This is a genomic window from Mediterranea sp. ET5 (genome assembly GCF_023337025.1).
In the GTDB taxonomy this organism is placed as follows: Bacteria; Bacteroidota; Bacteroidia; order Bacteroidales; family Bacteroidaceae; genus Phocaeicola_A.
In genome coordinates, this window is sequence record NZ_JAMBLN010000005.1 from 1 (window position 1) to 26,367 (window position 26,367).

The following is a 26,367-nucleotide window of genomic DNA, read 5'->3' on the forward strand; positions in this document are numbered from 1 at the left end:
TCCTCACAAGATAGGCATCAGCCTGCGCTATGTCCTCAAATGGGGAAACCAATGGGCAAAAGTGCGGAAAGCTGTCGGTGCGGGAGATGGTGGAAGATTGAAATAGGACCAAGGAAAGATATATGTATAACTTTTAAAAATGATTAGGCCATGAAAACAAAAAGTGAATTTAAAGGTTATGTAATACCTAATGACTACTTATCTAAGATTCAAGGTGGTATGAATAGCGGGGTAGCATTTGTATGTCCTGATTGTGGCGAAAGTTCTAGGATAGCCACAGGACCACTGAGAATATTTCCGCCATATTATGTATGCTTGAGATGTTATTGTACATTTCAGGTGTTTTTAAATGACGGTGAAATCACGATAATAAATCATGGAAAAGCTCCGGAAGGTTGGCTAAAACTTATGGGTATAGTATAAAATGCAGTTCCCATTCTACAAACAACTTGACAGCTCCGATTGCGGGGCAGCCTGTTTGCGGATGATTGCCAAGTATCACGGTAAACACTTCACATCCGAAACGATCCGGGCGAAAACGTATATTTCGTCCGAAGGGACATCTTTTCTTGGTTTGAAACAGGCAGCAGAGAGTTTGGGAATGGAGACTTTTGCTTTGAAATTAGACCGTAATACCTTATTTAAGCTTATTACATCTCCATGCATCGTGCACTGGAATAAAAACCACTTTGTGGTTGTTTACAGGATAAAGCAACATCGCTTTACAAAGAAAACGACAATTTATGTAGCTGACCCGGCAAGAGGACTTTTTCAACTAAGAGAAGAAGACTTCTTGTCCGGGTGGCTCATAGATGAAAAGGAAAGTAAGGGTTTTGTGTTAGCATTGGAACCAACCGAGAGATTTTATCAACAGCAGGAAGAAAAAGAAACACGCTTGACATTTACTTATATGTTGAGCTATTTGAAGCCTTTTCGTATTTCAATTTTAAAGTTCTTTTTCCTAATGCTATTGGGAAGTTTAATTAGTTTGGCATTCCCGTTCCTTACACAAGCAGTGGTCGATCAAGGTATCAATGGTAAAAATCTGCATCTCATCTTGTTATTGCTGATAGCACAGTTGTTACTTACATTGGGGCAAGTAGGCAATAGCATGCTTCGTTCATGGATTATGTTGCACATCACCATGCGGATGAGTATTTCTTTCATTTATGATTTCTTATATAAAATGATGCGGTTGCCGATTTCCTTTTTTGATATGAAGCGAGTAGGAGACATCTTGCAACGCATTAATGACAACGGGCGTATCCAATCCTTTCTAACACAAGCGCTAATTAGTATCATCATAGCCGGAATTACTTTTGTAGTATATTCCGTGGTGATGGCCGGATATGATTGGAGTATTCTGTCAATATTCCTGTTGGGTAGTGCTGTTTACGTTGGATGGGTATTTTTATTCTTGAAAAAGAGGAAAGAATTAGATAGCCTGAATTTTACGAAAGTGTCCGAAAATCAAAGCGGGTTAGTGCAGATGGTTACAGGAATGCAGGAAATCAAACTGAACAACTGTGAGCAGAGCAAATTGGAGGAATGGAAACGTGTGCAGATTGATTTGTATGACATTTCAGTCCGTTCCATGTTGTTGGGACAAATGCAAAATATTGGTGGCACATTCATTGATCAGGTAAAAAACATTTTAGTCTCATATTGGGCTGCTCGTATGGTAGTGGAAGGAGAGATGACGTTGGGCATGATGATGGCTATGCAATATGTCATCGGTCAACTTAATGCGCCTATAGGGCAATTCATCGGCTTTGTGCAAAGTGCGCAAGATGCTTCCATTAGTTTAGAGCGCATGGGTGAAATGTATAATATGGAAGAAGAAGAGCCAGATGATTCCAATCACATCCGGCAGATACCTCAAGCTGGGACGATAGAGTTTCGGGATGTGTCCTTCCAATATGAAGGTCCAGCTTCCCCTAAAGTGCTCAACAAATTGAATTTCACGATTCTTCCCGGGAAGGTGAATGCTATTGTAGGCGCCAGCGGCAGCGGAAAAACAACGATATTGAAATTGCTTTTAGGATATTATAGACCCACTTCCGGTCGAATTCTTTTGGATGGAAAAGATCTACACGATTACAGCTGCCGGGCATGGAGGCAGGCGTGTGGAACCGTCATGCAGGATGGCTTTATCTTTTCAGACACAATCGCACGAAACATTTGTTTGCAAGGCAAGGTTGACCACGAACGTTTGGTCTATGCAGCTCATGTGGCAAATATTGAGGACTTTGTTCATTCGCTTCCTTTAGGCTACGACACCAAGATTGGCATGGAGGGCAATGGTATTAGTTCGGGGCAAAGGCAACGAATTCTGATTGCACGTGCGGTATACAAGGCACCGTCCTATATATTATTGGATGAAGCCACCAATTCGTTAGACTCCAATAACGAACAAACCATATTGAAAAATCTGCAAGCATTCTATCAAGGAAAAACTGTTGTCGTGATAGCACATCGTCTAAGCACTATTCGTAATGCTGACAATATTCTTGTGCTGGATGGTGGACGGGTGGCAGAATGTGGACGGCACGAGCAGCTGATTATCCGTCATGGACTTTACTATGAACTAGTCAATAAGCAACTGGATGTATAGACCTCTTTCTTCATGCCATATTTCGAAAGACCGTTGAACTAAGGTTTCCCACAACAAAGGAAAATACCCGAAAAAGCTACGCTGCATTGCTGTATGGAATGAGAAACATCTACACGTAATGGAGACGCTCTCCAGCAATTTTTCGTTAACCGCATCGACAATCGTCGCGCTCTATAAAGAACAGCAGAAGATTGAGATTTTCTTCCGAAGTCTCAAGCAAGTGAAAAAAGTTGCATCGGGACATCACACAATGACGTGGAAACATAGATCTGGATAGCCTTAACAAGCATGTTGCTTTTATATTGCCTCAAAACACATCGCAAATTTGCGACATTCTGCAATGCCGTAAGTTACATCATTGCCTAATTTTATTTTGGACGGTATTTAGTATTTCCCCGCCTTTTTTCTCATCGGACGCAATTTTCCGGCACGTCCGTTTGCATGTCCGCTTTTTTTTAAGTAACTTTCCGAGACCTTTAAAACACAATGCCTATGAAAAAGTACTTAGCTGAAATGATCGGGACCATGATTCTGGTACTCATGGGATGCGGCAGCGCCGTGTTTGCCGGGGGAGTCGCAGAGACAGTAGGTGCCGGCACCGGTACCTTGGGTGTGGCATTGGCATTCGGCCTTTCGGTCGTCGCCATGGCATACACCATCGGCAACATTTCGGGGTGCCACATCAACCCCGCCATCACCCTTGCCATGTGGCTGTCACGCCGCATCGGCAGCAAGAGTGCCATGTTCTACATGTTCTTCCAGGTTGTCGGCGGCATCCTGGGAGCGCTCATCCTCGCCATCCTGACCTCCACCGGCGGTCACGGAGGCCCGACACTGACCGGAGCCAACACCTTCGATTCGGGTGAAGGCTGGCAGGCATTCATTGCCGAGACCGTCTTCACGTTCATCTTTGTGCTGGTGGTGCTGGCATCTACCGACGAAAAGAAAGGGGCAGGCAATCTGGCAGGCCTTGCCATCGGTCTTACGCTGGTGCTCATCCACATCGTCTGCATCCCCATCACCGGGACTTCGGTCAATCCGGCACGAAGCATCGGTCCGGCTCTGCTTGACGGAGGTCAGGCATGTGCCCAGTTGTGGCTCTTCATAGTGGCACCCATGCTGGGCGGCAGTCTGAGTGCTGCAGTATGGCGCGTGTTGAAAAGTGCCTGAGGGGACGTCCGTCAGTCATAAGAAGAACAGAGCCGTTCCGGCGCCTGAAGCAAACCGGAACGGCTCTGTCGTCATCGGGACAGGACGATTGTCCTGCCACAGTGATGAGTATATTATGCTTTCACACGACCTACATACGAACCGTCGCGAGTATCGATTTCGATGGTCTCACCCTGGTTGATGAACAACGGTACACGTACGGTGGCACCGGTCTCAACCGTCGCAGGCTTCAGGGTGTTGGTAGCAGTATCGCCTTTCAGACCCGGTTCGGTGTAAGTGATCTTCAACTGTACTTTCACCGGAAGCTCAGCAAACAGGATGGTATCGGTCGAAGCATCCGAAACCACGTCAATCACCATTTCCTCCTTCAGGAAGTCCACACCCTCGATCAGGTCGTGTGCGATGGGCACCTGCTCGAAAGTCTCCTGGTTCATGAAGATGTAATCCTCACCTTCTTTATAAAGATATTGGTAGGGACGACGCTCCACGCGTACGTCTTCCAGCTTCTCACCGATGTTGAAGCGGCGCTCCAATACGTAACCGTCAACTACGTCTTTCAGTTTCGTACGCATGAAGGTGTTGCCCTTTCCGGGTTTTACGTGAAGGAAGTCGATGCAGAAATAGAGTTTGCCGTCCATGCGGATAGCGGTTCCGATTTTGATGTCTTGCGCGTTAATCATACGTTATAATGAGTTATGTTTATGTTATGGATAGTTTTTGCACGGTCCTGGTCGATGTCCGTCAGGTACTGTCAGAAGATTCCATTCCACGGAACCGGACAGTCGCTACATGTTTCGGCTGCAAAAGTAAGCTAAATCGGGAGAAAGCGCAAAAGATTTGAGCAAAAATGACTTATCGGCTTGGTTTATTTAAAAAAAGTCTCTATTTTTGCAGCCCGAATCGTTAGGACTTGAATAATAACAATAAAAGAATATAGCAATGAAAAGAACATTCCAACCTTCTAACAGAAAAAGAAAGAACAAACACGGCTTCCGTGAGAGAATGGCTACGGCTAACGGCCGTCGCGTGTTGGCTGCACGTCGTGCAAAAGGTCGCAAGAAACTGACCGTATCTGACGAATACAACGGCTGCAAGCGCTAACCGTTCTTCGCTTAAAGACTTACAAGAGAGCATTTGGACTCTGCGTCCGGATGCTCTTTTTGTATATCCTTACCTTATATATAAAATGTAGAGGACGGATAGACGTTGCTTGTGTTTTTTGTCCTATCTTTGCCGACAAATACCCAATTCATTGAATTTATGACAATCAAAGAATTCTTTTCTTTCAAGAAGAACCGCATCTTCTGGCTCAACATCCTCGGCATGGTGGTGTTCGTGCTGGTGGTCATCTATGGTGCGCTGAAAGGAATCGACCTCTATACCCATCACGGCGAAAGCATCAGTGTGCCCAACGTACAGGGCATGACTTCCCAGAAAGCCGTGCAGACACTGACGGCAAGCCAGCTGGAGCCTGCCATCGTAGATTCCTGCTATGCCCCCGACATGCCTCAAGGCTCGGTGGTGGACCAGAAGCCCATACCGGGTGCGCGGGTCAAGCAGGGACGACAGGTCTACCTGACCATCTGTACGCACCGGACTCCCACACGGGTCATCCCGGATGTCATCGACAACAGTTCGCTCCGCGAGGCTCAGGCACGCATCCTGGCTGCCGGTTTCCAACTGACGGAAAACGCCTATATATCCGGTGAGAAGGATTGGGTGTATGGCGTCCGTTACCGGGGAGCCAACCTCCGTCCGGGAGACAAAGTCCCCGTCGGTGCCGCGCTGACACTGGTCGTCGGCGGACATGCTGAAGTCGCCGTCAGCGACTCGCTCGATGTGGACATGAACGAGAACGGAAACACACCGGCAGAGGCTGACGCTCCTGCACGCGAGGATGAGTCTTGGTTTTAATCAGCTATGGCAGAAGAATATATAGACGAACTGGAGGACTCGCTCGATGACATCGAGCCGGTGGGTGACGGTCCGCAAGAGCTCTACGAACATTTCAGGGTCGTCGTGGACAAAGGGCAGTCGCCCGTACGCATCGACAAATACCTGTTCGAACGGCTGGTGAACTCCTCCCGCAATCGCATCCAACAGGCTGCCGAGGCCGGCTATATGATGGCGAACGGCAAGCCCGTGAAGAGCAATTACAAGGTGAAGCCACTCGATGTGCTCACCGTCATGATGGACCGTCCGCGCTACAACAACGACATCATCCCCGAAGAGATTCCCCTTGACATTGTATATGAAGACGATGACCTGCTGGTGGTGAACAAGCCGGCAGGACTGGTCGTACACCCCGGCTGCGGCAACTATCACGGCACCCTGGTCAATGCCATCGCCTGGCATCTGCGCGACAATCCTGACTATGACCCCAATGACCCTGCTGTCGGTCTGGTACACCGCATCGACAAGGATACCTCGGGTCTGCTTGTCGTGGCAAAGACCCCGGACGCCAAGACACACCTCGGCCTCCAGTTCTACAACAAGACCACCCAACGGAAATACAATGCCCTGGTGTGGGGACTCCTCGATACCGACAACGGAACCATCGAAGGCAACATCACACGCAACCCGAAGGACCGCCTGCAGATGGCTGTCTCAACGGACCCTGCCATCGGCAAGCATGCCGTGACACACTACCACGTGCTGGAACGCCTGGGCTATGTCACCTTCGTCGAGTGCGTCCTCGAGACGGGACGTACCCACCAGATACGTGTCCACATGAAACACATCGGGCATCCGCTCTTCAATGACGAGCGCTACGGCGGCAACGAGATTCTGAAGGGGACTCATTTCAGCAAATACAAACAGTTCGTCGCCAACTGCTTCGAGACCTGTCCCCGTCAGGCATTGCATGCCAAGACCCTGGGCTTCGTCCATCCGCGTACCGGCGAACAGATGTTCTTCACTTCCGAGTTGCCCGACGACATGACCCTCCTGCTGGAGAAGTGGCGTGCCTACATCGGCAACCGGGAACTTTAATCCGACTTTCAATCCTACCACATCATTATGAAACGTACAATTGCAATTGTTGCAGGGGGCGACTCCTCAGAGTTCCCCGTGTCTCTCCGCAGTGCGCAGGGACTTTACTCTTTTATGGACAAAGAGAAATACACGGTCTATATCGTCGAAATGAAAGGACTGTGTTGGGAAGCCGTGCTTCCTGATGGCAACAAGACAGCCGTCGACCGCAATGACTTCAGCTTCCTCCTGAACGGAGAAAAGATAACCTTCGATTTCGCTTACATCATCATCCACGGCACACCGGGCGAGAACGGACTGCTGCAAGGCTACTTCGACCTGCTCCACATCCCCTACTCCACCTGCGACGTACTGGCATCGGCACTCACGTTCAACAAGTTCGCCTTGAACCACTACCTGCAAGGCTTCGGTATCCGCATCTCGGACTCACTGCTCGTGCGCAAAGGGTCTGACATCAGCGACCAGGACGTCATCGAAAAAATCGGACTTCCCTGCTTCATCAAGCCCAACGAGGGCGGCTCCAGCTTCGGTGTGACCAAGGTGAAGACAGCCGAACAAATCCGTCCTGCCATCGAAAAAGCCATGCACGAATCGGACGAAGTGATGGTGGAAGCCTTCATGGCAGGAACAGAGATTACCTGCGGCTGCTACAAGACACGGACGAAAGAAGTCGTGTTCCCCATCACCGAAGTGGTTTCGAAAAACGAGTTCTTCGACTATGCAGCCAAGTATGACGGCGAATCGCAGGAGATTACCCCTGCACGACTTGACGACGACACCACCCGACGCGTAAAGACACTCACATCCGCCATCTATGACATCTTGGGCTGCGAAGGTATCATCCGCGTGGACTACATCATCACCGAAGGAGGCAAAATCAACCTGCTCGAAGTCAACACCACACCGGGCATGACAGCTACCAGCTTCATCCCCCAGCAGGTGCGTGCCGCCGGGCTTGACATGAAAGACGTGTTGACAGACATTATCGAGAACAAGTTCATCAGCTGACGGAACGTCTGTCAGCCTCCTCATGACCTAATATATTCTAAACACCCCAATTTATATTCCATAACATGTAACCCCCGCTTGTCTATAACAAAAAGATTTACGTAATTTGCACATAGACTCATGACATTGAGAAGAAGCTGACACTTTGCAGCTTCTTCTCTTGTCACAAAACTTGATTATACTATGAACATTCCTACAGAATTTGACGAAATCCGCCCGTATGCGCCGGAAGAGCTTCCGCAGGTATTTGAAGAGCTCATCGCTGATCCCGCATTTCAAATGGTGGTCAACTATCTGTATCCCGACACACCGTTTGACTTGATTGCCGCCAAGATGCGGCAGTGCAAGACCAACCTGGACTTCCAGATGGCTTTCGGCTATGACTTCGTGAAAGGCATCGCCGATAAATACTGCGACAGCCTGACCATAGACTGTTCGTCACTTCCTGATAAGAAATTATCTTATACGTACGTATCCAACCACCGCGACATCGTGCTCGACGCAGCCTTCCTCTCGGTGCTCCTCATTGACAACGGCATGAACACCGTGGAGATTGCCATCGGAGACAACCTGCTGGTCTATCCGTGGATAAAAAAGATCGTACGCATCAACAAATCGTTCATCGTGCAACGTGCGCTCACCATGCGGCAGATGCTTGAATCTTCGCAGCGCATGTCACGCTACATCCACTATGCCATCTCTGAAAAACATGAAAATGTATGGATTGCCCAACGGGAAGGCAGAGCCAAGGACTCCAACGACCGCACCCAGGACAGCGTACTGAAGATGTTGTCGATGGGAGGTGAAGGCAGCTTCATCGACCGGTTGAAACAGCTGCACATCGTCCCGACCTCCATCTCCTATGAATATGACCCCTGCGACTTCCTGAAAGCACAGGAATTCCAAATCAAACGCGATAACCCGGAATACAAGAAAACACCGCAAGATGACCTGGTCAACATGCAGACGGGCATCTTCGGCTACAAGGGACGCGTCCACTTCCAGATGACGGGTTACCTGAACGACTTCCTCGACACGCTGGATACCTCCCGCCCCAAATGCGAACTCTTCACACAAGTGTCCAACTATATCGACCGCAGCATCCATCTCAACTACCGCTTCTATCCGGGCAACTACGTCGCCTACGACCTGTGGAAGAACGAATCCCGTTTCACCGACCGTTACACGCCGGAAGAGAAACAGACATTCGAACACTACATCAACAGACAGCTGGCAAAAATCGAGTTGCCGAACAAGGACGAAGCCTTCCTGCGCGACCGCATCCTGGCCATGTATGCCAACCCGTTAATCAACCATTTGAACGCCGTCAGCCATGAAGCTGAGTAACCACTTCGGCAGCGCGTTCCGCACATTCGCCGTCATCCTTGCTGCATGCCTCTTTTCCGGATGCGACAAGGATGACGACTCTGTTTACCCGAATGTCCTGACCGACTTCATGGACCTCTACACCAACGGGGAATCAACTGTTGACCGCATACACCCGGATGCATCTTCATCTCCCCTTACGCTGCTCAACCGTCTGTCCGGCGAAGGACTGCAACCGGACACAACCTACCGGGCTGTAGGGATGTACCGTCTGCCTGACGAGAAAGGGGAAACAGCCGTCTATTCCGTCACACTCATCTACGCCGAACCACCCTTCAAGCCTCACGAAGGCATGAAGGTGGTGACCGACCCACTCTACCTGGAGAGTGTCAGCCGGGGCGGAAACTACCTGAACATCGTGGTGCAACCCATGATGCAGACCAAACCGCACAGCTATGCTTTTGTGGAAGACAGCGTGGTGAATATCAACGGACACAAGATGCTCTACCTCACCCTGGCACACAACCAGAATGGCGACCGCGAATCATTCCCGCGGCGCGTCTATCTTTCAGCACCCTTAAAATCTTATGGTTTCACGGAGGGAGACTCCATCAGCCTCCGCGTCAATGTGTATGACAAAGGCGTCAAAGAGTGGCGGGTAGCCTATTGACCCGCTCCATGCCTCACTCGGCAATGGTCAGCTCGATGCCCATCTCCTCGATGCGCTTGGCCGTTGCGTCAGGGATGCGGCTGTCGGTGATGATGTGGTCCACCTCCTCCATATCGCCGATTTTGCTGAAGCCCCGTCTGCCGAACTTCGACGAGTCCGCAAGCACGATGGTCTTCTGCGCCGTCTGCATCATCACGCGGTTCAGGTTTGCCTCCATCATGTCCGTCGTAGTGATGCCATAGTCCAGGTCGATACCATCAACTCCCATATACAACTTACTGCACGAAAAATTGGAAAGCATCATTTCCGCGTATTTCGAAACGACCGAAAGACTGCTGTGGCGCAACAGTCCGCCCAGTTGGATGATGTCGATATCGGGGTCCTGCGAAAGAATCTCCGAAACCTGAAGCGAAGCCGTAATGACTGTCAGATGCTCCAGCGCATGAATCTGACGCGCGAAATAGTGCATGGTCGTTCCTGAAGCAATGAGGATGGAGTCCTTTGCCGTAATCAGTTTCGCGGCGCAAATACCTATGAGTCTTTTCTCTTCGACATAAAACTTTTCCTTTTCGTTTACGTTCCGGTCATTGATATACGGATTGATTAAAATGGCCTTTCCATGATTCCGATACAGCTTCTTCTCCTTCTCCAGCTCTGTCAAGTCTTTCCGGATGGTGACGGACGAGACATTCAGCTTCGTGGCCAGTTCGCTCACCAATACAGAGTTATGCTGTAACAAATAGTCCACTATCAAATTATGTCGTTCTTCTTTTGTCATAGGTACTATCTCTAAATTAGTAAGGATGAGGACTTATGTTTTTCATAGCAACATCCCGAATACGGTATACTTTCATTGCAAAGAAAAATCATTTTCCCGACTCCTTCAAATGAAAGCTCTTCTATTTTTAGCTAATTAACCCTAACGGCAATATCTCATCTGTCCCCTTCCTGCCGGATAAAAACGGATGGAAGAGACCGAAAAGACATGCTCCGGCATATCAGACCCAGAAACAACTTTGTATTTTAAACAGGCTCTTAATTTGCAGATGAACTTAAAATCCCTATTTTTGCATACAAACCAATAACTTCTAAACCTTAACAAGCCATGGGAAGATTCATCAACCCCTTTACAGATGTCGGATTCAAACGCATCTTCGGTCAGGAAATCAACAAAGACCTCCTCATCGATTTTCTGAACTCTCTGCTAGTCGGCGAACGTCACATCGAGGACATCACCTTCCTTGACAAGGAGGTATTGCCGGAAATGCTGGAGCAACGCGGCGTCATCTACGACATCTATTGTACCGATACGAACGGGGAACAGTTCATTGTGGAAATGCAGAACCGCGAACAGACCTACTTCCGTGAACGCGCCCTGTATTATGTGTCACGAACCATCTCCCGCCAGGGAGAACGCGGGATACACTGGCAGTTTGACCTCAAGGCCGTCTATGGAGTCTTTTTCATGAACTTCGTTTTGAAAGGCTCCACCCATAAACTACGGACCGACGTCATCCTCTCCGACCGCGACACCCATGAACAGTTCAGCGACAGGATGCGCATGATTTTCCTAGAACTGCCGTCCTTTACCAAGGAGGAGAATGAATGTGAGACCGATTTCGAACGTTGGATATATGTATTAAAGAATATGGAGACCTTACAAAGATTGCCGTTTAAAGCCCGTCAAGCCGTCTTCGACAAACTGGAACAGATTGTCGACATCGCCTCATTGTCCAAAGAGGACCGCATGAAGTACGACGAGAGCATCAAGATTTACCGGGACAATCTTGCCGTCATGAGCTTTGCGGAAGCAAACGGAAGGGAGAAAGGTAGAGCCGAAGGTAAAGCCGAGGGTAGAGCCGAAGGTAGAGCTGAAGAGAAGATTTCCATAGCCCGCCAAATGAAGGCCGATGGAGTACCTACTGAAGTTATTATGAAATATACCCAACTTAGCAAAGAAGACATCGAACAACTCTAACTTCCAACTTTTAAACCCAGACACATTGAAAAGGTGTGCCAACAATCTGTTCCCGGAAATGGATTGTTGGCACACCTTCTGTTTTTTGCATGCACCCATCCCCAAACAGCTTCCCCGTTTCGCAACCTTACTTTCATAAAAGCTCGAAAGAGCATCCTAGCAAAACAACGAAAGAAAAAACATTTCGAAATATCACTTGTGAAATTATGTTTTAAAACATATTCTGCTTTAACCAATTTCTACTTATTCCATTATTAAACAATAAATTACCTCACATATTCGCCAATAAAAAAGAAAATATTTGTAAAATATACACTTTCGAAAAAGAAGGTAGAAAGTTTTGTTTTAAAGAAATAATCTCTACTTTTGCTTTCGAAATAGAAACAAGACAAGACAAGAAACAAACAGGAATCAACAAATCATAGAAAGCAATGATTATGGGAAAAACAGGTAATGGAACAGAATTCGATGTCATCGTGATTGGCGGTGGTGCCACCGGAGCAGGAACGGCACGTGACTGTGCGATGCGCGGCCTCCGTGTCCTGTTGCTGGAACGATTTGACTACACCAACGGAGCCACGGGACGCAACCACGGACTGCTGCACAGCGGAGCACGCTATGCGGTGAACGACGGAGAGTCGGCTGCCGAGTGCATCCGTGAAAACAGAATCTTACGCCGCATTGCCTCCCACTGTGTGGAGGAAAACGGCGGACTGTTCATTTCCCTTCCCGAAGACGACCTCTCCTATCAGGACAAATTCGTGGAGAGTTGCCGTAAGGCGGGCATTGAAGCCGAAGCAATCGACCCGAAAGAGGCGATTCGTCTCGAACCGTCGGTCAACCCGTCGCTGACCGGTGCTGTCAAGGTACCCGACGGCTCCATTGACCCTTTCCGCCTGACCATTGCCAACATCCTGGATGCACGTGCACACGGTGCCGTCACCCTGACCTATCAGGAAGTGACCGGCTTCATCCGCGAACAGGACCGCATCGTCGGCGTGCAGACCTATAATTCCAAGACAAAAGAGCGCGCGGAATTCCGTGCAGCCATCGTGGTCAATGCCTCCGGAATCTGGGGGCACCACATCGCCGGACTGGCAGGAGTAACCGTGAACATGTATCCTGCCAAAGGTGCCTTGCTCATCTTCGGACACCGCGTGAACAACATGGTGCTGAACCGTTGCCGCAAGGCTGCCGATGCCGACATCCTCGTTCCGGGTGACACCATCACCGTCATCGGAACAACCTCAACCCGCATACCCTACGAAGAAATAGACCACATGCATGTCACCGCCGACGAGGTAGACCTTCTGCTGACCGAAGGCGAGAAGCTTGCACCTGCCCTTGCAGATACACGCATCCTGCGTGCCTATGCCGGCGTCCGTCCGTTGGTCGCTGCTGACAATGACCCTACGGGACGAAACATCAGCCGGGGCATCGTCTTGCTCGACCACGCTTCACGCGACGGGCTGGAAGGCTTCCTGACCATCACCGGAGGCAAACTGGTCACCTACCGTCTGATGGCTGAATGGGCGACAGACCTCGTATGCAAGAAACTGGGCGTGAATGCCGTCTGCCGGACTGCTGACGAAGCGTTGCCCGGCTCCCGCCTCACGAAGGAAGAAGAGAAACGCTACCCTGCCGGAAACGTCTACCGTGCCGCCGAAAGCCGTCACGGAGAACTCGCCGGACAAATGGACCTGCATGATGCCTACGACAACAGCCTCGTGTGTGAATGCGAAGGCGTCAGCGTGGGTGAAGCCAACTATGCACTCCGCGCACTGGATGCAACCGACCTGGCTTCGTTGCGCCGCCGTACCCGCATCGGCATGGGAACATGCCAAGGCGAACTCTGTGCCTGCCGGGCTGCCGGACTGTTGGCTAAGGCGCACAATTGTACCGAAAAGGCCAAGCACGAACTGGTGGACTTCCTCAATGAACGCTGGAAAGGCATGTCACCGGTCGCATGGGGTGAAAGCCTGCGCGAAAGTCAGTTCTCGGCATGGGTCTACGAAGGGAATTGTCAGTTGGGAAACAATAAGAAGGAGGTAAAACCATGAAGTTCGATACTATCATCATAGGTGGCGGACTCGCCGGACTGGTCTGTGGCATCCGCCTGCAAGAAGGGGGACACAAATGTGCCATGGTGTCTACGGGACAAAGTGCCCTGCATTTCTCATCCGGCTCGTTCGACCTGCTCGCGACACTGCCTGACGGAACTCCGGTGGAACATCCGCTGGAAGCCATGAGCCGCCTGGAATCACCACACCCCTACGCACGCATCGGCGCGGACAACATAGCCCGTTATGACCGGGAATTTCCGGAAATAATGAAGCGTGCCGGCATCGGTCTCACAGGCTCTGCCACACGCAACCACTACCACTTCACCCCCATGGGGACGATGAAAAAGACCTGGCTCACGCTGGATGAATTCGTCACCTTCGACGAACCTTCGCGCTTGCCGTGGCACAGGGTGGTCCTCGTCAACTTCCCCGGTTTCCTGGACTTCTACACGAAGTTCATTGCCGATGAATTTGAGAAAGCAGGTGTGTCCTGTACTCCGGTACAAGTGACGCTACCCTTCATCGAGAAGCTGCGTTCCAACCCGACGGAAATGCGCTCTGCCAACATTGCACGCACATTCGACTCCACCGGACACATCGACGAGCTGCTCCGTGAACTGAAACCGCATTGCGGAGAGGCTGATGCCGTGGTGATGCCGGCAGTCTTCGGACTCTCATCCCCCGCTCCGCTGGAGTACCTCAAGGAACAACTGGGCAAACCGCTGTGTCCGCTTGCCACCATGCCTCCCTCGGTGCCGGGCATCCGGATGCAACAACAGCTGACGAAGCACTTCGTCCATCTGGGAGGAACATTCATGCTGGGAGACACGGTAGACCGCGCCGACATCGAAAACAACGAGGTCAAAGCCGTCTACACCACCAACCACGCCGACATACGGCTTACTGCCGACCACTATATCCTTGCCACGGGCAGCTTCTTCAGCCGCGGCATCATCGCACGCCCCGACTCTGTCTACGAACCGATTTTCGACCTGGACGTCTTCTATGATGCCGACCGTTCGAAATGGTACGACGCCGACGTGTTCGCTCCGCAGCGTTACATGACTTTCGGTGTGATGACCACCGACAGCTTCCGTGCCCTGCGCAAGGGGGTCGAACTGACGAACCTGCATGCCGTGGGGTCCGTGCTCTCGGGTCACAACGCCCTGCACGAAGGCTGTGGCGGAGGCGTATCCATCATGAGCGCCCTGCATGTGGCAGACAGTTTACTGAACGATAAATGAGGAAGACATGAACTTGCAACAATATAACATCAGCGAAAACAACTTCGAGCAGTGCATCAAGTGTACCGTGTGCACCGTCTATTGCCCGGTCGTACCGCTCAATGAAGACTTCCCCGGTCCCAAACATGCCGGACCGGATGGAGAACGGCTTCGCCTGAAGGACCCCGACTTCTTCGAGAAGTCACTGAAATACTGCCTGAACTGCAAACGCTGCGAGGTGGCATGCCCGTCGGGCGTACGCATCGGCGACATCATCCAGTCGGCACGCATCAAGCACAACACCGACACACCCAAGCTGCGGGACATGCTGCTTGCCAACACCGACTTCGTGGGCCGCATGTCGACCCCGCTGGCTCCGCTGGTGAACATGACACTGAAGCTGAAACCGGTAAAGGCAGTGATGGACTCTGTCCTGAAGATTGACCACCGGCGCGTGTTCCCGAGCTATGCCCGGCAGACGTTCGAGAGCTGGTACCGCAAGCATGCTGCCGAACAACAGCAGAACTTCCGCAAGCACGTGAGCTACTTCCACGGCTGCTATGCCAACTACAACTACCCACAGTTGGGCAAAGACCTGGTGAAGGTCATGAATGCCGCCGGATACGGCGTACACCTGCTGGAGAAAGAGAAGTGCTGCGGCGTGGCACTGATATCGAACGGCCTCATCAACCAGGCAACCCGTCAGGGCAAACACAACATAGCCTCCATCCGCCGCTCGGTAGTGGAACAGGACATGCCCGTCATCGGGACCTCCTCGACATGCATCTTCACGCTGCGCGACGAATATCCCCATCTGCTCCACATCGACAATGCCGACGTGCGCAACCGTGTGGAGCTGGCGACCCGCTTCCTCTTCCGCCTCATCGACGAGGGCAAGCTCAAGCTGGTCTTCCGCAAGGACTACAAGAAGCGCGTTGCCTACCACACCGCCTGCCACATGGAGAAGCTGGGATGGGCCATCTACTCAACGTCGCTGCTGCGGATGATTCCGGGACTCGACTTCGTGATGCTCGACTCACAGTGCTGCGGTATTGCCGGGACCTATGGATTCAAGAAAGAGAACTACCGAACGTCGCAAGGCATCGGTGCCCCACTCTTCCGCCAAATCGAATCGCTGGGACTCGACTACGTGGCAACAGACTGCGAGACGTGCAAGTGGCAGATCGAGATGTCGACTTCCGTCCCGGTGATGAACCCGGTGTCCATCCTGGCCGAGGCACTCGATGTGGAAGCCACGTTTCAAGCAAACCGGTAAGATGCTTTCCCGACACAAGAACCATCAGACGAATATTCATTCAATACTCTATAAACTCATTAATACCATGTCATTTCTAACTCCTCCTCCTCACAAGCCCGAGTTGCCCAAAGAGCAAATCGACTCGACTTACAAGGCACTGCGATGGCAAGTATTCATCGGAATCTTCGTCGGCTATGCCGGCTACTACCTCGTACGCAAGAACTTCACGATGGCTATGCCCCAATTGGAAGAAATGGGCTACGAACATGCCGCCCTCGGCATCGCCATTTCAGCCAACGCCATCGCCTATGCGTTCTCCAAGTTCCTCATGGGCAGTGTGTCCGACCGTAGCGATGCACGCAAGTTCCTTCCGTTGGGACTGCTCCTCTCTGCCGGTGCTACCCTGCTGATGGGCACCACCCTCGGTGTCTCCTCACTCGCCATGATGTTCATCCTCCAATTCTGCATCGGCTGGTTCCAAGGCATGGGCTGGCCTCCCTGCGGACGCGTCATGACCCACTGGTTCTCCATCAAGGAGCGCGGCACGAAGATGTCCATCTGGAACTGTGCACACAACGTCGGCGGAGCCTTGGTCGGCCCGATGGCTGCCTACGGACTCATCTGGTTCGGCGGCTGGCAGGAAGGCACGTTCTGGTTCCCCGGAATCGTTGCCATCATCATCGCCCTCATCGCGTATGCACTGATTCGTGACACGCCGCAGTCATGCGGATTGCCCTCCATCGAGAAGTACCGCAACGACTACCCGAAGAACTACAGCGCCAAGAGCGAGGAAGTGCTCACCACGAAGGAAATCTTCTTCAAGTACGTGCTGAACAACAAGACACTCTGGTTCATCGCCTTTGCCAACGCTTTCATCTACATGGTGCGCTATGGCTGTCTGGACTGGGCACCGACCTACCTGCAGAACGTCAAAGGCTATAATCTGAAAGACATCGGTTGGGCTTACTTTGCCTATGAGTTTGCTGCCATCCCGGGTACGATTCTCTGCGGCTGGTTGAGCGACAAGGTCTTCAAGGGACGCCGCGCCATCACCACGATGATTTACATGGTGCTGGTAGCCGCCTTCATCCTCATCTACTGGTTCACCCCGGCAGGTCACCCGATGCTCGACACCATCTGTCTGATTGCCATCGGCTTCCTGATTTACGGTCCGGTGATGCTCATCGGCGTACATGCGCTTGACCTGGCTCCGAAGAATGCAGCAGGAACAGCAGCCGGTCTGACCGGTTTCTTCGGCTACTTCTTCGGAACAGCTCTCCTGGCAAACATCTGCGTCGGCTTCGTTGTCGACCACTTCGGATGGAACTGGTATTTCATCCTGATGCTGGCAGCTTGTACCCTCGCCTTCCTCTTTATCAGTTTCACCTATAAAGAAGAACAATATCTGGTTAAAGGTAAATAAATCTCAAATCGGGACGACGGCATTCTGACAACCGTCGTCCCCCCTCCCTCCCCAAAAACGCATTACTAATTCAATCTAATATCAACAACTATGTTTGGAAATCTGATCCGTTTAGGCCTCACTTGCAGTGTTGCCATGGCTATGTTCGCGTCCTGTGAACACCAAGACTTTACTAACACCTACGAAGATGTTGACCGCGTGCAAGTGAATCACATCTCCGACGAAATGGCCAAAGTGAGAGACTATGTCCCTCGCATGGCAGTCATCGCCCACCGTGGCTCTACATTCTGGACTCCTGAAGAAACTGAGGCTGCTTATCGTTGGGCTCGTGAAATGGGCGCCGACTATCTGGAAGCAGACTTGCAATGCTCAAAAGACGGAGTCGTACTGGCACTTCATGACGACAACCTCAGCCGTACAACAGACATTGAAGACGTATACGGCGAGAGTTTCCCGACCGAAGTACGGCGTGCATTCTATAAAAAGCACTACAAAATGACTGATGCACAGGCAGACGCTCAGATCGAAAAGGATAAAGCTGCATTTGTTCCTTACTACGCCAAATCATATATGTACGAAGAACTGTTGGCACTGGATGCCGGCACATGGTTCAATGATGCTTCTCCCGAACAGGGCCGTACAGGTTTCTCCGCACGTGGCGGTGTACACCAATACATCTCGGCCCTGGTTGACTTGATCAACTATGCAAAAGGCAAAAAGCTGGACCGTGAGAATGGTACAGGTGAACGTATTTATACAATCACAAAGACCGGAGACCCGAACTCTTACACGGAAGGAGACAAACTGGTCTATACATTCAGCTATGTCAATGATGACGTGGACAGCGGTAACCGCCCGGGTATCTACATCGAGTTCAAGGAATCATGGCTGAACCCGACAACTTTTGAAAAAGACGTTTATCAGGAATTGGCAAAGTATGACTATAACATCATCGAAAAGCCCTCGACTGAAACAGCTTTCTATAAGGATGGTAAAGTGAATGTAGGTAATACCAACGGTCGCGTTATCCTGCAAACCTTCTCGCTGGAAAGTCTCCGTCGTACAGGAGATGTGTTCCAAGGCAAAATTCCCATGTGCTTCCTCTTCTGGGAAGGCACGGCTGCAACAGACCTTATCTATGACACCCCGTCAGGTTATGCATCCTTCATAAACTTGGGATTACAGCACAAAGCTCACATCATCGGTCCGAGTATCGCCGGTGCTCCCAATAATTATCCTGAAATGAACGCTCCGTGGCAAGCTTATCTTATCAAGAAGTCCGGCATGCTGAACCACCCGTATTCATTCGACTCCCGCGAACAGATGGGCAAGTATTTCGGTGAATACAACTGGGGCAACGAAGGCGGCTCTCTCTTTGAACCTCCTTATCTCGACGGCGCATTCACCAACCGTACAGAGTTGACTCTGCAATATTTCATCGACAAAGGCGTACGCAACAAAAACGCCGTACAGACAGTGCCCGATCCTCGTCAGCTCTTGGACAAACTGGGATATGTGAAGTAACGAATACTAACCTCTTAAACGACAAAAAACAATGAAAAGACATATATTATTCTCGACCCTGGTTGCTATGACTCTTGCCGGCACAGCCGTAGCACAAGACTTCGATACCAACCCCGTCATCAAATACGAGAACAAGGAACAGAAGGTGAAATTCACCGTCGGTGCCCGTTTCATGGCTGATGCCGCTTATTACCACACGGACTTCACACCGTTGAAATCAGGTGTAGCCATCACCGACTCGCGTATCCGTACCTCCATGACATACGACAACTGGTACTTCTATGCAGATTTCGATTTTTCCAAGGGTAAGTTCTCCCAAAAGAACATCTTCCTGCAATATACGTTGAAGGATACAGACATGTGGAACCACTCGTTCAAAGCTGGTTACTACAACAATCCTTCAACCATGGCAAACAACACCAGCCGTGGCAGTCTGCACTTCATTTCACGTGCCGCCTCTTCAAATGCTCTTTCAGCCGGACGTGAACTGGGTGTCAGCTACAAAGCATACAACAACAACTTCTTCTTCAATCAGGGAGTCTTTGCCGAAAACAAGTACAATGACCAAGTGGACGGCTATCAAGGAGTGACTTTCGGCGGCCGTTGGTTATGGCGTCCGGTGAACGACGAAGACCAGACATTCCACGTTGGTGCGACCTTCCGCTATGCACGTATCAATACAGGTGAAGAAGATGGCAATGTATTGAAGACCAACCTGAAGTTCGGTTCTACCATGCAGACTTACGTAGACGACTTCCACTTTGCAAGTGCTGAAATTCCTTGGGCAAAGAATGTGTTTGATGCCGGTGCTGAAGCACTCTACCGTACACCCAAATTCTTTGCACGGGGCGAATACATGTACAAGCACGTCACCAAAGACCGTGACGACATGACTCTCTTCATGAACCAGCTCGGTGGCAGCCAGTCATGGACTACCTTGGAATCATGGCAAGCAGGCAATCCCCTGGCTTCAAACAGCTTCCACGGTGGATACGTAGAAATGGGTTACCAAATCTTCGGCAATGGCTACAAGTATGACAATGGAGAAGCTTTGCTGAAAGGTTGGGATGGCCGCTCACTGGAAATCGTTGCCCGTTACAATTACCTTGGAATGAATGACATTAAGGACGGTGAGTTCTATTTACCGGGACGTGACCAGTATTATCCGACGGGTGAAGTACAGGATTATCCTGCCAAATCTACCAGCATCGGTGGTGGCAACATGCACTCCGTAACACTTGGCGCCAACTATTCATTCAACAAATACGCACAAGTGTTATTGGAATACACCTACAATCGCCTCGATCGTGATAAATATCAATACGACAAGAACATCCATACCGTTCAGGCACGTTTGCTCTTCTCGTTCTAAAGAGACAATCTCTTGCCGCGAGGCAACAGTTTTCAATAGGTAATCCAACCAATAAGACAAGTGAGAATAAGAAGCTAATAGATATATCTCTCCAACCACTCATACTACTTTTTTAGCACACTTTCTATTCTCACTTCCGTAAATCTTTTAGGTCATGAGTTGAAAAGGGATACGTCCAGTCGCCAGACAACGTATCCCTTTTCTTTGGAACAAACAGACTGGCATCTGCTTGTCTTATGAAAGGAAAAGCTTCAGCTACACATGCCATCTTATATTTTTGAACATTTACCGAATACCTCTATTTATTGACGATTATTTCATCTATTCCTGAAATCATGATATAAATACAAGTATCAGAGTATGATAGAATTCTGCGACAAGCTGTCGCAGTTATTGACAGAACCAGAGCTATGGTAGCCACAGCAAGGCGTTCTGCCAAATACTCCTTGCCCATCTCCTTCTTCCGAGATGAAGCTGTACCATAATTCTGCCACACCCTCCGAACATTTGCGTTTGACCAAGCAAACACAAGCCTTCGAACGGACAAACACAAGCGTTTGACCTGACAAACTAATTGGTTTGATATAGGTAAATATCATACTCAGCCTATCAAAGTATCATACTTAGCTTAGAAAGGTATTATACTTAGACCACCTAAGTATTATACTTAGGGTGCCTAAGTATAATACTTTGGTCCATCAAACTACTATGTTTGTCAAGTCAAACACTTGTGTTTGGTGAGTCAAACTAATGTGTTTGGTGAATCGAACACTTGTGTTTGCCGCGATAAAGTCTGGAAAACGGAAGGGAACTCGACAGTCAGAGGCTTTGAAACATACCAAAGGCGTAAAGACACGGAACGGACATACATCCGGTCCGGTGACTTTACGCCTTTGTGCATCAATCGCCTTCGGTCTTCCTCAGACGTCAGCGGTCATACTCCGGCATGGGGTTGAAGCTGATGACGCGTTCCGGTACGGGGAAGATGTAACGCGGGTCATTGGGCGGAAGCGTCCAGGAACCATCGTTTCCAGCAGTGTGGGTGATGGTCTTCGCAAACCAGGACTCGCGGTTCATCCGCTTCAGGTCGATGAGACGGTAGAGGCCTACGAAAGCGAACTCACGACGGCGCTCGTCGATGACCAGGCGGAGCACCTCTTCACGCGACAGCGACGTCGGTGTGGCATAGTGCACATTGTTGCGGATACGCTTGTCACGCAGGGTGTTCAGACGCTCCAGGGCACGGTCGACATCGCCTACACGGGCTTCACATTCGGCTGCGATGAGGTAGATTTCCGGCGTCCCCAGACCCACGTTCATGTCGACATACGGCATGTAGGTCGTAAAGCCGCGGAAGTAGTCAGGACGTCCTCCGTTGATGGTACGGTCGCACGAGTCGGTACAGTAGTACAGCTCCTTACGCATGTCTGCCTGCCCCTCCGTCAGGTCCTTGCGGAAGGTCTCCAACAAGTCGTCGGAAGCCGCCACTACAGCGAAGAGGTAGGAAGTGTTGTTCGGCGTACGGGTATAGATGTTCTCTTCATTGTCCTGCGGGTCGGGATACTCCTCGCCGTTGTCGCTGCGGACGATACGGCCGAACGTGCCGTGGTCGAGCACCTCATATTCCGTCAGGTCGATGAGGTAAGAGTTGGACTCCAGTGCGGCATTGGCATTCGTCAGTGCCTCCTCATAGCGGCCCATGTAGAGGTACATCCGTGAGAGGAACGCCTGGCCTACACTCTGGCTGGGAGCGAACGGATGGTTCACCACCTTGGCGAGACAGGGCACCGCCTCATTCAGGTCTTCCTCTATCTGACGGTAGACCTCCGCCACGCTGGCACGCGGATATTGTTCACCCGTCATCACCTCGCTCAGCACCAGAGGCACGCCATAGTCCGTGTCGGCAGTCTCGGCGTCATAATGATTGCCGTAGAGATTGACCAGGTTCAGGTATTCGAAGGCACGTCCTACGATCGCCTCGCCCCACACGCGCTTCCGGTCCGTATCCTTGCCGTCGGTCGTGGCAAGCACGTTGTTGATGATGGCATTGTAGGTGAAGATGTGTTCATAACCGTCGTTCCAGATGGCGTCGTCGTCGCTGGGCAGGAAGATGTCGCCCTCGGCAAACGAATAGGCGTTGCGCATCTCCTGGCTCTTGTCCATGTAGTCGAAAGAAGTATAGTTGGTCACCGCCCCGGTCGAAGCGTTCGTATTCTGGATCTCGCCCCGTCCGGTGAGACGGATGTCGTCGGTGAAGAACAAGGGATACACGTCGAGCGAACGGTAAAGAGACTGACCGTTGAGCAACATCTGATAGTCACTGAGTGTCTCGGGGATCATCTCGCCCTTGGGCTGGTTGCCCAGCCAGTCGTCGCATGCCGCCAGCGAGCACACCATGCCGGCACATGCCAGATATTTCATTATAGTCTGTTTCATCATTTGTCTGTTCGTTTAGAAGTTTAGCGATAAACCGAGGGTCCATGTCGGCGGGATGCGGTAGCCGCGCGAGGGCGACAGTGTCCGTCCGCTCCACACCTCGGGGTCGAGGTGGCGCTTGTTGGCAGCCCAGTAGAAGAGGTTCTGCACCTGGAGGCTCACACGCAGGTTCTCGGCATAGAACTTGTTGACGAGCACCTTGGGGAAGGTGTATGAGAGGGTCACGTCGCGGAGCTTGATGTAGTCGCCTTTCTGCACATGCTTGTCGGCAGCCGACCACAGGTACTCCGAGTAGGTGTGGCTCGTGCCATAGAGGAATGCCGGAGCCATGTCGGGGTCCTTCTCGTCGCCCGGCTGTTGCCAGAACTTCAGCCTTCCGCGGTCCACCACGCCTGCATAGTTCAGCACGGGGTAACGGTTCCACAGGTAGCCGGCTGCCACGTCACGCAGGACATGTCCGCCATAGTAGACAAACATGAAGTCAAGGTCAAAGCCTTTATACGACAGGCGGTTCTGCAAGGCTGCCGAGTAGGGAGGGTCTGCCGTTCCGGCATACTTCAGGTCTTCCGGTTCCAGCTCGCTGTAGGACTTCACGATGGTGCCGTCTGCCTTGTAGGCTGTCGGGTATCCCTCTTCGTCCAGTCCGGCATAACGGATGACCCACATGGCATTCATCGGCTTGCCTTCGCGGTTCTGCAGGCTGTAATAGTAGTCCATGGCCGAGGAACCGCTCGCCTCCACACGGGTCAGCTTGTTCTTGTTGTAGCTGAAGGTGAAGTTGGTGGTCCAGGAGAAGTCGCGCCCGACGAAGTTTCTGCTTTCCAGGGTCAGTTCCACACCGCGGTTGTACATCTCGCCGTAGTTGAGCAGCAGCGACGGCCATCCGGTGGTGGGGTCGGTCTGCCGGTTGCCGAGCAGGTCGGAAGTCTTCTTGTTGTAGAACTCCAACGTACCGTTCAACCGGTGTTTGAACAGGCTGAAGTCCACTGCCAGGTTGAACACCTTGGTCTTCTCCCAGCGCAGGTTCGGGTTGGGCGGTGTGCTGATGACGGCGTATGTCTCGTTGGTGTAGGAGTTCGGACGGCTGCTGACCGAAGCAATCATATAGGGACTGGTCACGGTGGTGGTGTTTCCATTGATACCGTAAGTCGCACGCAGCGCCAGTCGGTCAATCACGTTCCAGTCCTCCAGTGCCACATACTGTGCACCTGCCGACCACAAGGGACGGTACTTGTACTTCGGGTCCATGCCGAAGAGGTTCGACTGGTCGATGCGGACGCTCGCCGTTCCTGTCAGCCGACGGTCAAAGGTGTAGGAGGCATTGGCATAGAAGGAGACGTAACGGCGGTCCACGTAAGAGAACGAGTCGCTCGCCGAGTCATAGTAATAGTAGTTGCCTGACACCGACTGCGTCCCATTGATGCCGTTTGCCGCCTCGATCTCGTCCATCAGCGTATAAGCCAGGGTCATGTCGTCATAGCCCACCTTGTTGAGCGACGTCGCCTGCGTCACGACTTTCCGCCGCTCCGCACCGAGCAACGCCTGTACGCTGTGGCGTCCGCCGGTGAAGTCCTTGTTGAAGTTGAGCTGCATACGGAAGGTGTATGACTTCTTCTTCTGCCAATTCTCGTTCATCCGTCCGCCGACAGGGAAGTAGTGGGTGATGGCCCCGTTGTCCTCGATGACGGTGGCATCGTTGATTTCCGACTTCACATCGTAGTAGTCCTTCGAGTAGTACTGCTTGTTATAGACGCTGGTGTTCTCCGTCTGGTAGAGCACGTCGAGGTCCAGTCCCTCCATGAACGTGAGCTTCATGCCGAGGTTGATGTTGTAGTACTTGGACTCATAGTTATAGTGTGCCTTGTCCATCTCGTTGACGGGGATGTAGGTCTCGTCCTGCAGGCCCAGCTCGTTCAGGCGGTCCAGCTCATACTGGCTCTTGCCCATGTACCATTGCGCCGGGGTGCCGTCCTCGTTGTACAGCATGCGGTAGGAAGGACCGGAATAGAGGTTGCTGTACGCCGAGAAGCCGTTGTCATAGCTCCGGTCCACATTGCTGGTGAGCAGGCCGACGTTCACACGCATCCACTTGAAAAAGTCGAACTGGTTCTTCAGGTTGACGCCGATGCGCTGGGTCGACTGTTCCTTCTCGTAAGGCAGGTTCTCCTCGTAGTTGGCGGAGAAGGCATACTTGTAGATGTCCGACCCTCCGCTGAAGGACAGGTTGTGCTGGTGGGTGATGTCCGCCTTGCGCAGCAGGCTCTTCAGCTGACCATAGCGGTCGAGGCTGCGGTAACGGTCCATCTCGGCATTGAAGTCCGCCTCGCTGATGACGCCCTGCTCCTTCTTATAGAGCAACGTATAGACCTCGTTGTACGAGCTGCGCTCCGTCAGGATGTCGTTCACACTGTTGTGCTTGAGTCCGAAGAGGGTCTCCTGCAGGTCGACCAGCTCGGCACTCGACGTGAGATTCAGGTAGTCGCGGTCGGGCAACGGCTCGAACTTGATGCTTCCGTTGTAGCTGACACGGGTGCGTCCGTCTTGTCCCAAGCGGGTCGTGATGACGATGACGCCGTTTGCCGAACGGGCACCGTAGATGGAGGCTGCGGTCGCATCCTTCAGGACGGTCACATTGACAATGTCTGATGGGTTGAGGGCTTCGATGTCGCCTTCAAAGGGAATGCCGTCGACCACATAAAGCGGAGTCTTCTCTCCTCTGAGGGTAGAGACACCACGGATCTGCGGCGTGCTGCCGGGCGTATGCTGCAAACCTGCCACCATACCTTCCATACGGTCCAGGATGTTGGTCTGCAGTTTCCCCTGCATGTCTTCGGGAGTAATGACAGAGAATGAACCGGCGGCACGCTCCTTGGAGATGGTCTGGTAACCGGTCACCACGACTTCGCTCAGCTGGGTGTCGTCGGCATGCAGGGAGAGTTCCAGGAAGGTACGTCCCGGTCTGACCGGTTCCTCGATGGTTTCATAGCCGATGAACGACACCACCAGGATTTGCCCCGGAGCCACCTTCAACGAGAAGCGTCCGTCGATGTCGGTCACCGTTCCTATCTTATTGTTTCCTTTCACATAAACACTGGCCCCGGGCACCGGGTCACCATTTTCATCACGGACCACTCCAGTGAGGGTCATCGTCTGCTGGGTCGCCTCCATGCCTGCCGCTACAGGCTCATGCAGAGACGCTTCACCCGGCATCGGCACTGTCAGTGCCAACATGGAGAAGAGCGCAAAAATCTTACCCCCCCCCACGGGTTTTCTAAAGCTGTTCATACAGGTTCTTGTTTTTGATTATGATT

The 26,367-nt window shown here is 51.5% G+C and carries 20 protein-coding genes; 16 read left to right on the top strand and 4 right to left on the bottom strand.

What is annotated here, in order from left to right:
• Positions 1–150 precede the first annotated feature (150 nt).
• From M3087_RS04400 to M3087_RS04415, 3 genes are all read left to right on the top strand, one after another.
• A complete protein-coding gene (locus tag M3087_RS04400) occupies positions 151–423 on the top strand; it encodes a hypothetical protein (protein WP_249094029.1) in 273 nt (90 codons plus the stop codon).
• Between the two features lies 1 nt (position 424).
• Positions 425–2,614, top strand: coding sequence for a peptidase domain-containing ABC transporter (locus tag M3087_RS04405; RefSeq protein ID WP_249094030.1), 2,190 nt, complete (start codon positions 425–427; stop codon positions 2,612–2,614).
• 492 nt (positions 2,615–3,106) lie between these two features.
• A complete protein-coding gene (locus tag M3087_RS04415; protein ID WP_106483673.1) occupies positions 3,107–3,784 on the top strand; it encodes an MIP family channel protein in 678 nt (225 codons plus the stop codon).
• 113 nt (positions 3,785–3,897) lie between these two features.
• Here the strand turns inward: M3087_RS04415 and efp are convergent, their stop codons facing one another.
• Complete coding sequence (efp, locus tag M3087_RS04420; protein WP_022383596.1) at positions 3,898–4,464, bottom strand: elongation factor P; 567 nt, start codon at positions 4,462–4,464, stop codon at positions 3,898–3,900.
• Between the two features lie 259 nt (positions 4,465–4,723).
• On the opposite strand from efp, the gene rpmH reads away from it, so the two are divergent.
• From rpmH to M3087_RS04450, 6 genes are all read left to right on the top strand, one after another.
• The gene (gene rpmH / locus M3087_RS04425; RefSeq protein ID WP_022383597.1) at positions 4,724–4,885 is read left to right on the top strand and encodes a 50S ribosomal protein L34; all 162 of its coding nucleotides are present in this window, start codon (positions 4,724–4,726) and stop codon (positions 4,883–4,885) included.
• Positions 4,886–5,044: 159 nt separating this feature from the next.
• Complete coding sequence (locus M3087_RS04430) at positions 5,045–5,698, top strand: PASTA domain-containing protein (protein ID WP_022383598.1); 654 nt, start codon at positions 5,045–5,047, stop codon at positions 5,696–5,698.
• Positions 5,699–5,704: 6 nt separating this feature from the next.
• The gene (locus M3087_RS04435) at positions 5,705–6,775 is read left to right on the top strand and encodes an RluA family pseudouridine synthase (protein ID WP_249094032.1); all 1,071 of its coding nucleotides are present in this window, start codon (positions 5,705–5,707) and stop codon (positions 6,773–6,775) included.
• Between the two features lie 27 nt (positions 6,776–6,802).
• The gene (locus M3087_RS04440) at positions 6,803–7,783 is read left to right on the top strand and encodes a D-alanine--D-alanine ligase (RefSeq protein WP_106483675.1); all 981 of its coding nucleotides are present in this window, start codon (positions 6,803–6,805) and stop codon (positions 7,781–7,783) included.
• Between the two features lie 183 nt (positions 7,784–7,966).
• Complete coding sequence (locus M3087_RS04445; protein ID WP_022383601.1) at positions 7,967–9,130, top strand: 1-acyl-sn-glycerol-3-phosphate acyltransferase; 1,164 nt, start codon at positions 7,967–7,969, stop codon at positions 9,128–9,130.
• Positions 9,117–9,779, top strand: a complete 663-nt coding sequence (locus M3087_RS04450; RefSeq protein ID WP_249094034.1) for a hypothetical protein — start codon at positions 9,117–9,119, stop codon at positions 9,777–9,779. Before M3087_RS04445 ends, M3087_RS04450 begins: the two co-directional genes overlap by 14 nt.
• Before the next feature lie 13 nt (positions 9,780–9,792).
• Here M3087_RS04450 and M3087_RS04455 read toward each other — a convergent pair whose 3' ends face one another.
• Positions 9,793–10,557 (bottom strand): DeoR/GlpR family DNA-binding transcription regulator, encoded by a 765-nt coding sequence (locus M3087_RS04455; RefSeq protein WP_022383603.1) that lies wholly within the window; start codon positions 10,555–10,557, stop codon positions 9,793–9,795.
• A 327-nt stretch (positions 10,558–10,884) separates the two neighbouring features.
• On the opposite strand from M3087_RS04455, the gene M3087_RS04460 reads away from it, so the two are divergent.
• From M3087_RS04460 to M3087_RS04490, 7 genes are all read left to right on the top strand, one after another.
• Entirely contained in the window at positions 10,885–11,757 is an 873-nt protein-coding gene (locus tag M3087_RS04460; protein ID WP_249094036.1) for an Rpn family recombination-promoting nuclease/putative transposase, read from the top strand.
• Positions 11,758–12,194: 437 nt separating this feature from the next.
• Positions 12,195–13,817 (top strand): anaerobic glycerol-3-phosphate dehydrogenase subunit A, encoded by a 1,623-nt coding sequence (gene glpA, locus M3087_RS04465; protein ID WP_022384849.1) that lies wholly within the window; start codon positions 12,195–12,197, stop codon positions 13,815–13,817.
• Positions 13,814–15,064 carry a glycerol-3-phosphate dehydrogenase subunit GlpB gene (glpB, locus tag M3087_RS04470; protein ID WP_249094038.1) on the top strand — a complete coding sequence of 417 codons (1,251 nt, stop codon included), beginning with the start codon at positions 13,814–13,816 and terminating at the stop codon, positions 15,062–15,064. The genes glpA and glpB overlap by 4 nt, the downstream gene beginning before the upstream one ends.
• Positions 15,065–15,071: 7 nt before the next feature.
• Positions 15,072–16,319: an anaerobic glycerol-3-phosphate dehydrogenase subunit GlpC gene (gene glpC, locus M3087_RS04475; protein ID WP_249094040.1), complete on the top strand. Its 1,248-nt coding sequence runs from the start codon at positions 15,072–15,074 to the stop codon at positions 16,317–16,319.
• Between the two features lie 67 nt (positions 16,320–16,386).
• Positions 16,387–17,724 carry a glycerol-3-phosphate transporter gene (glpT, locus tag M3087_RS04480; protein ID WP_249094041.1) on the top strand — a complete coding sequence of 446 codons (1,338 nt, stop codon included), beginning with the start codon at positions 16,387–16,389 and terminating at the stop codon, positions 17,722–17,724.
• A 90-nt stretch (positions 17,725–17,814) separates the two neighbouring features.
• On the top strand, positions 17,815–19,248 hold the full coding sequence (locus M3087_RS04485; RefSeq protein WP_249094043.1) for a glycerophosphodiester phosphodiesterase family protein: 1,434 nt from the start codon (positions 17,815–17,817) through the stop codon (positions 19,246–19,248).
• Between the two features lie 31 nt (positions 19,249–19,279).
• Positions 19,280–20,620, top strand: coding sequence for an outer membrane insertion signal domain protein (locus M3087_RS04490; protein WP_022384854.1), 1,341 nt, complete (start codon positions 19,280–19,282; stop codon positions 20,618–20,620).
• 927 nt (positions 20,621–21,547) lie between these two features.
• On the opposite strand, the gene M3087_RS04495 is transcribed toward M3087_RS04490, so the two are convergent.
• Both M3087_RS04495 and M3087_RS04500 read right to left on the bottom strand, forming a co-directional pair.
• Positions 21,548–23,059, bottom strand: coding sequence for a RagB/SusD family nutrient uptake outer membrane protein (locus M3087_RS04495; protein ID WP_249094046.1), 1,512 nt, complete (start codon positions 23,057–23,059; stop codon positions 21,548–21,550).
• A 12-nt stretch (positions 23,060–23,071) separates the two neighbouring features.
• Positions 23,072–26,341 carry a SusC/RagA family TonB-linked outer membrane protein gene (locus M3087_RS04500; RefSeq protein ID WP_249094048.1) on the bottom strand — a complete coding sequence of 1,090 codons (3,270 nt, stop codon included), beginning with the start codon at positions 26,339–26,341 and terminating at the stop codon, positions 23,072–23,074.
• Positions 26,342–26,367: the final 26 nt, after the last annotated feature.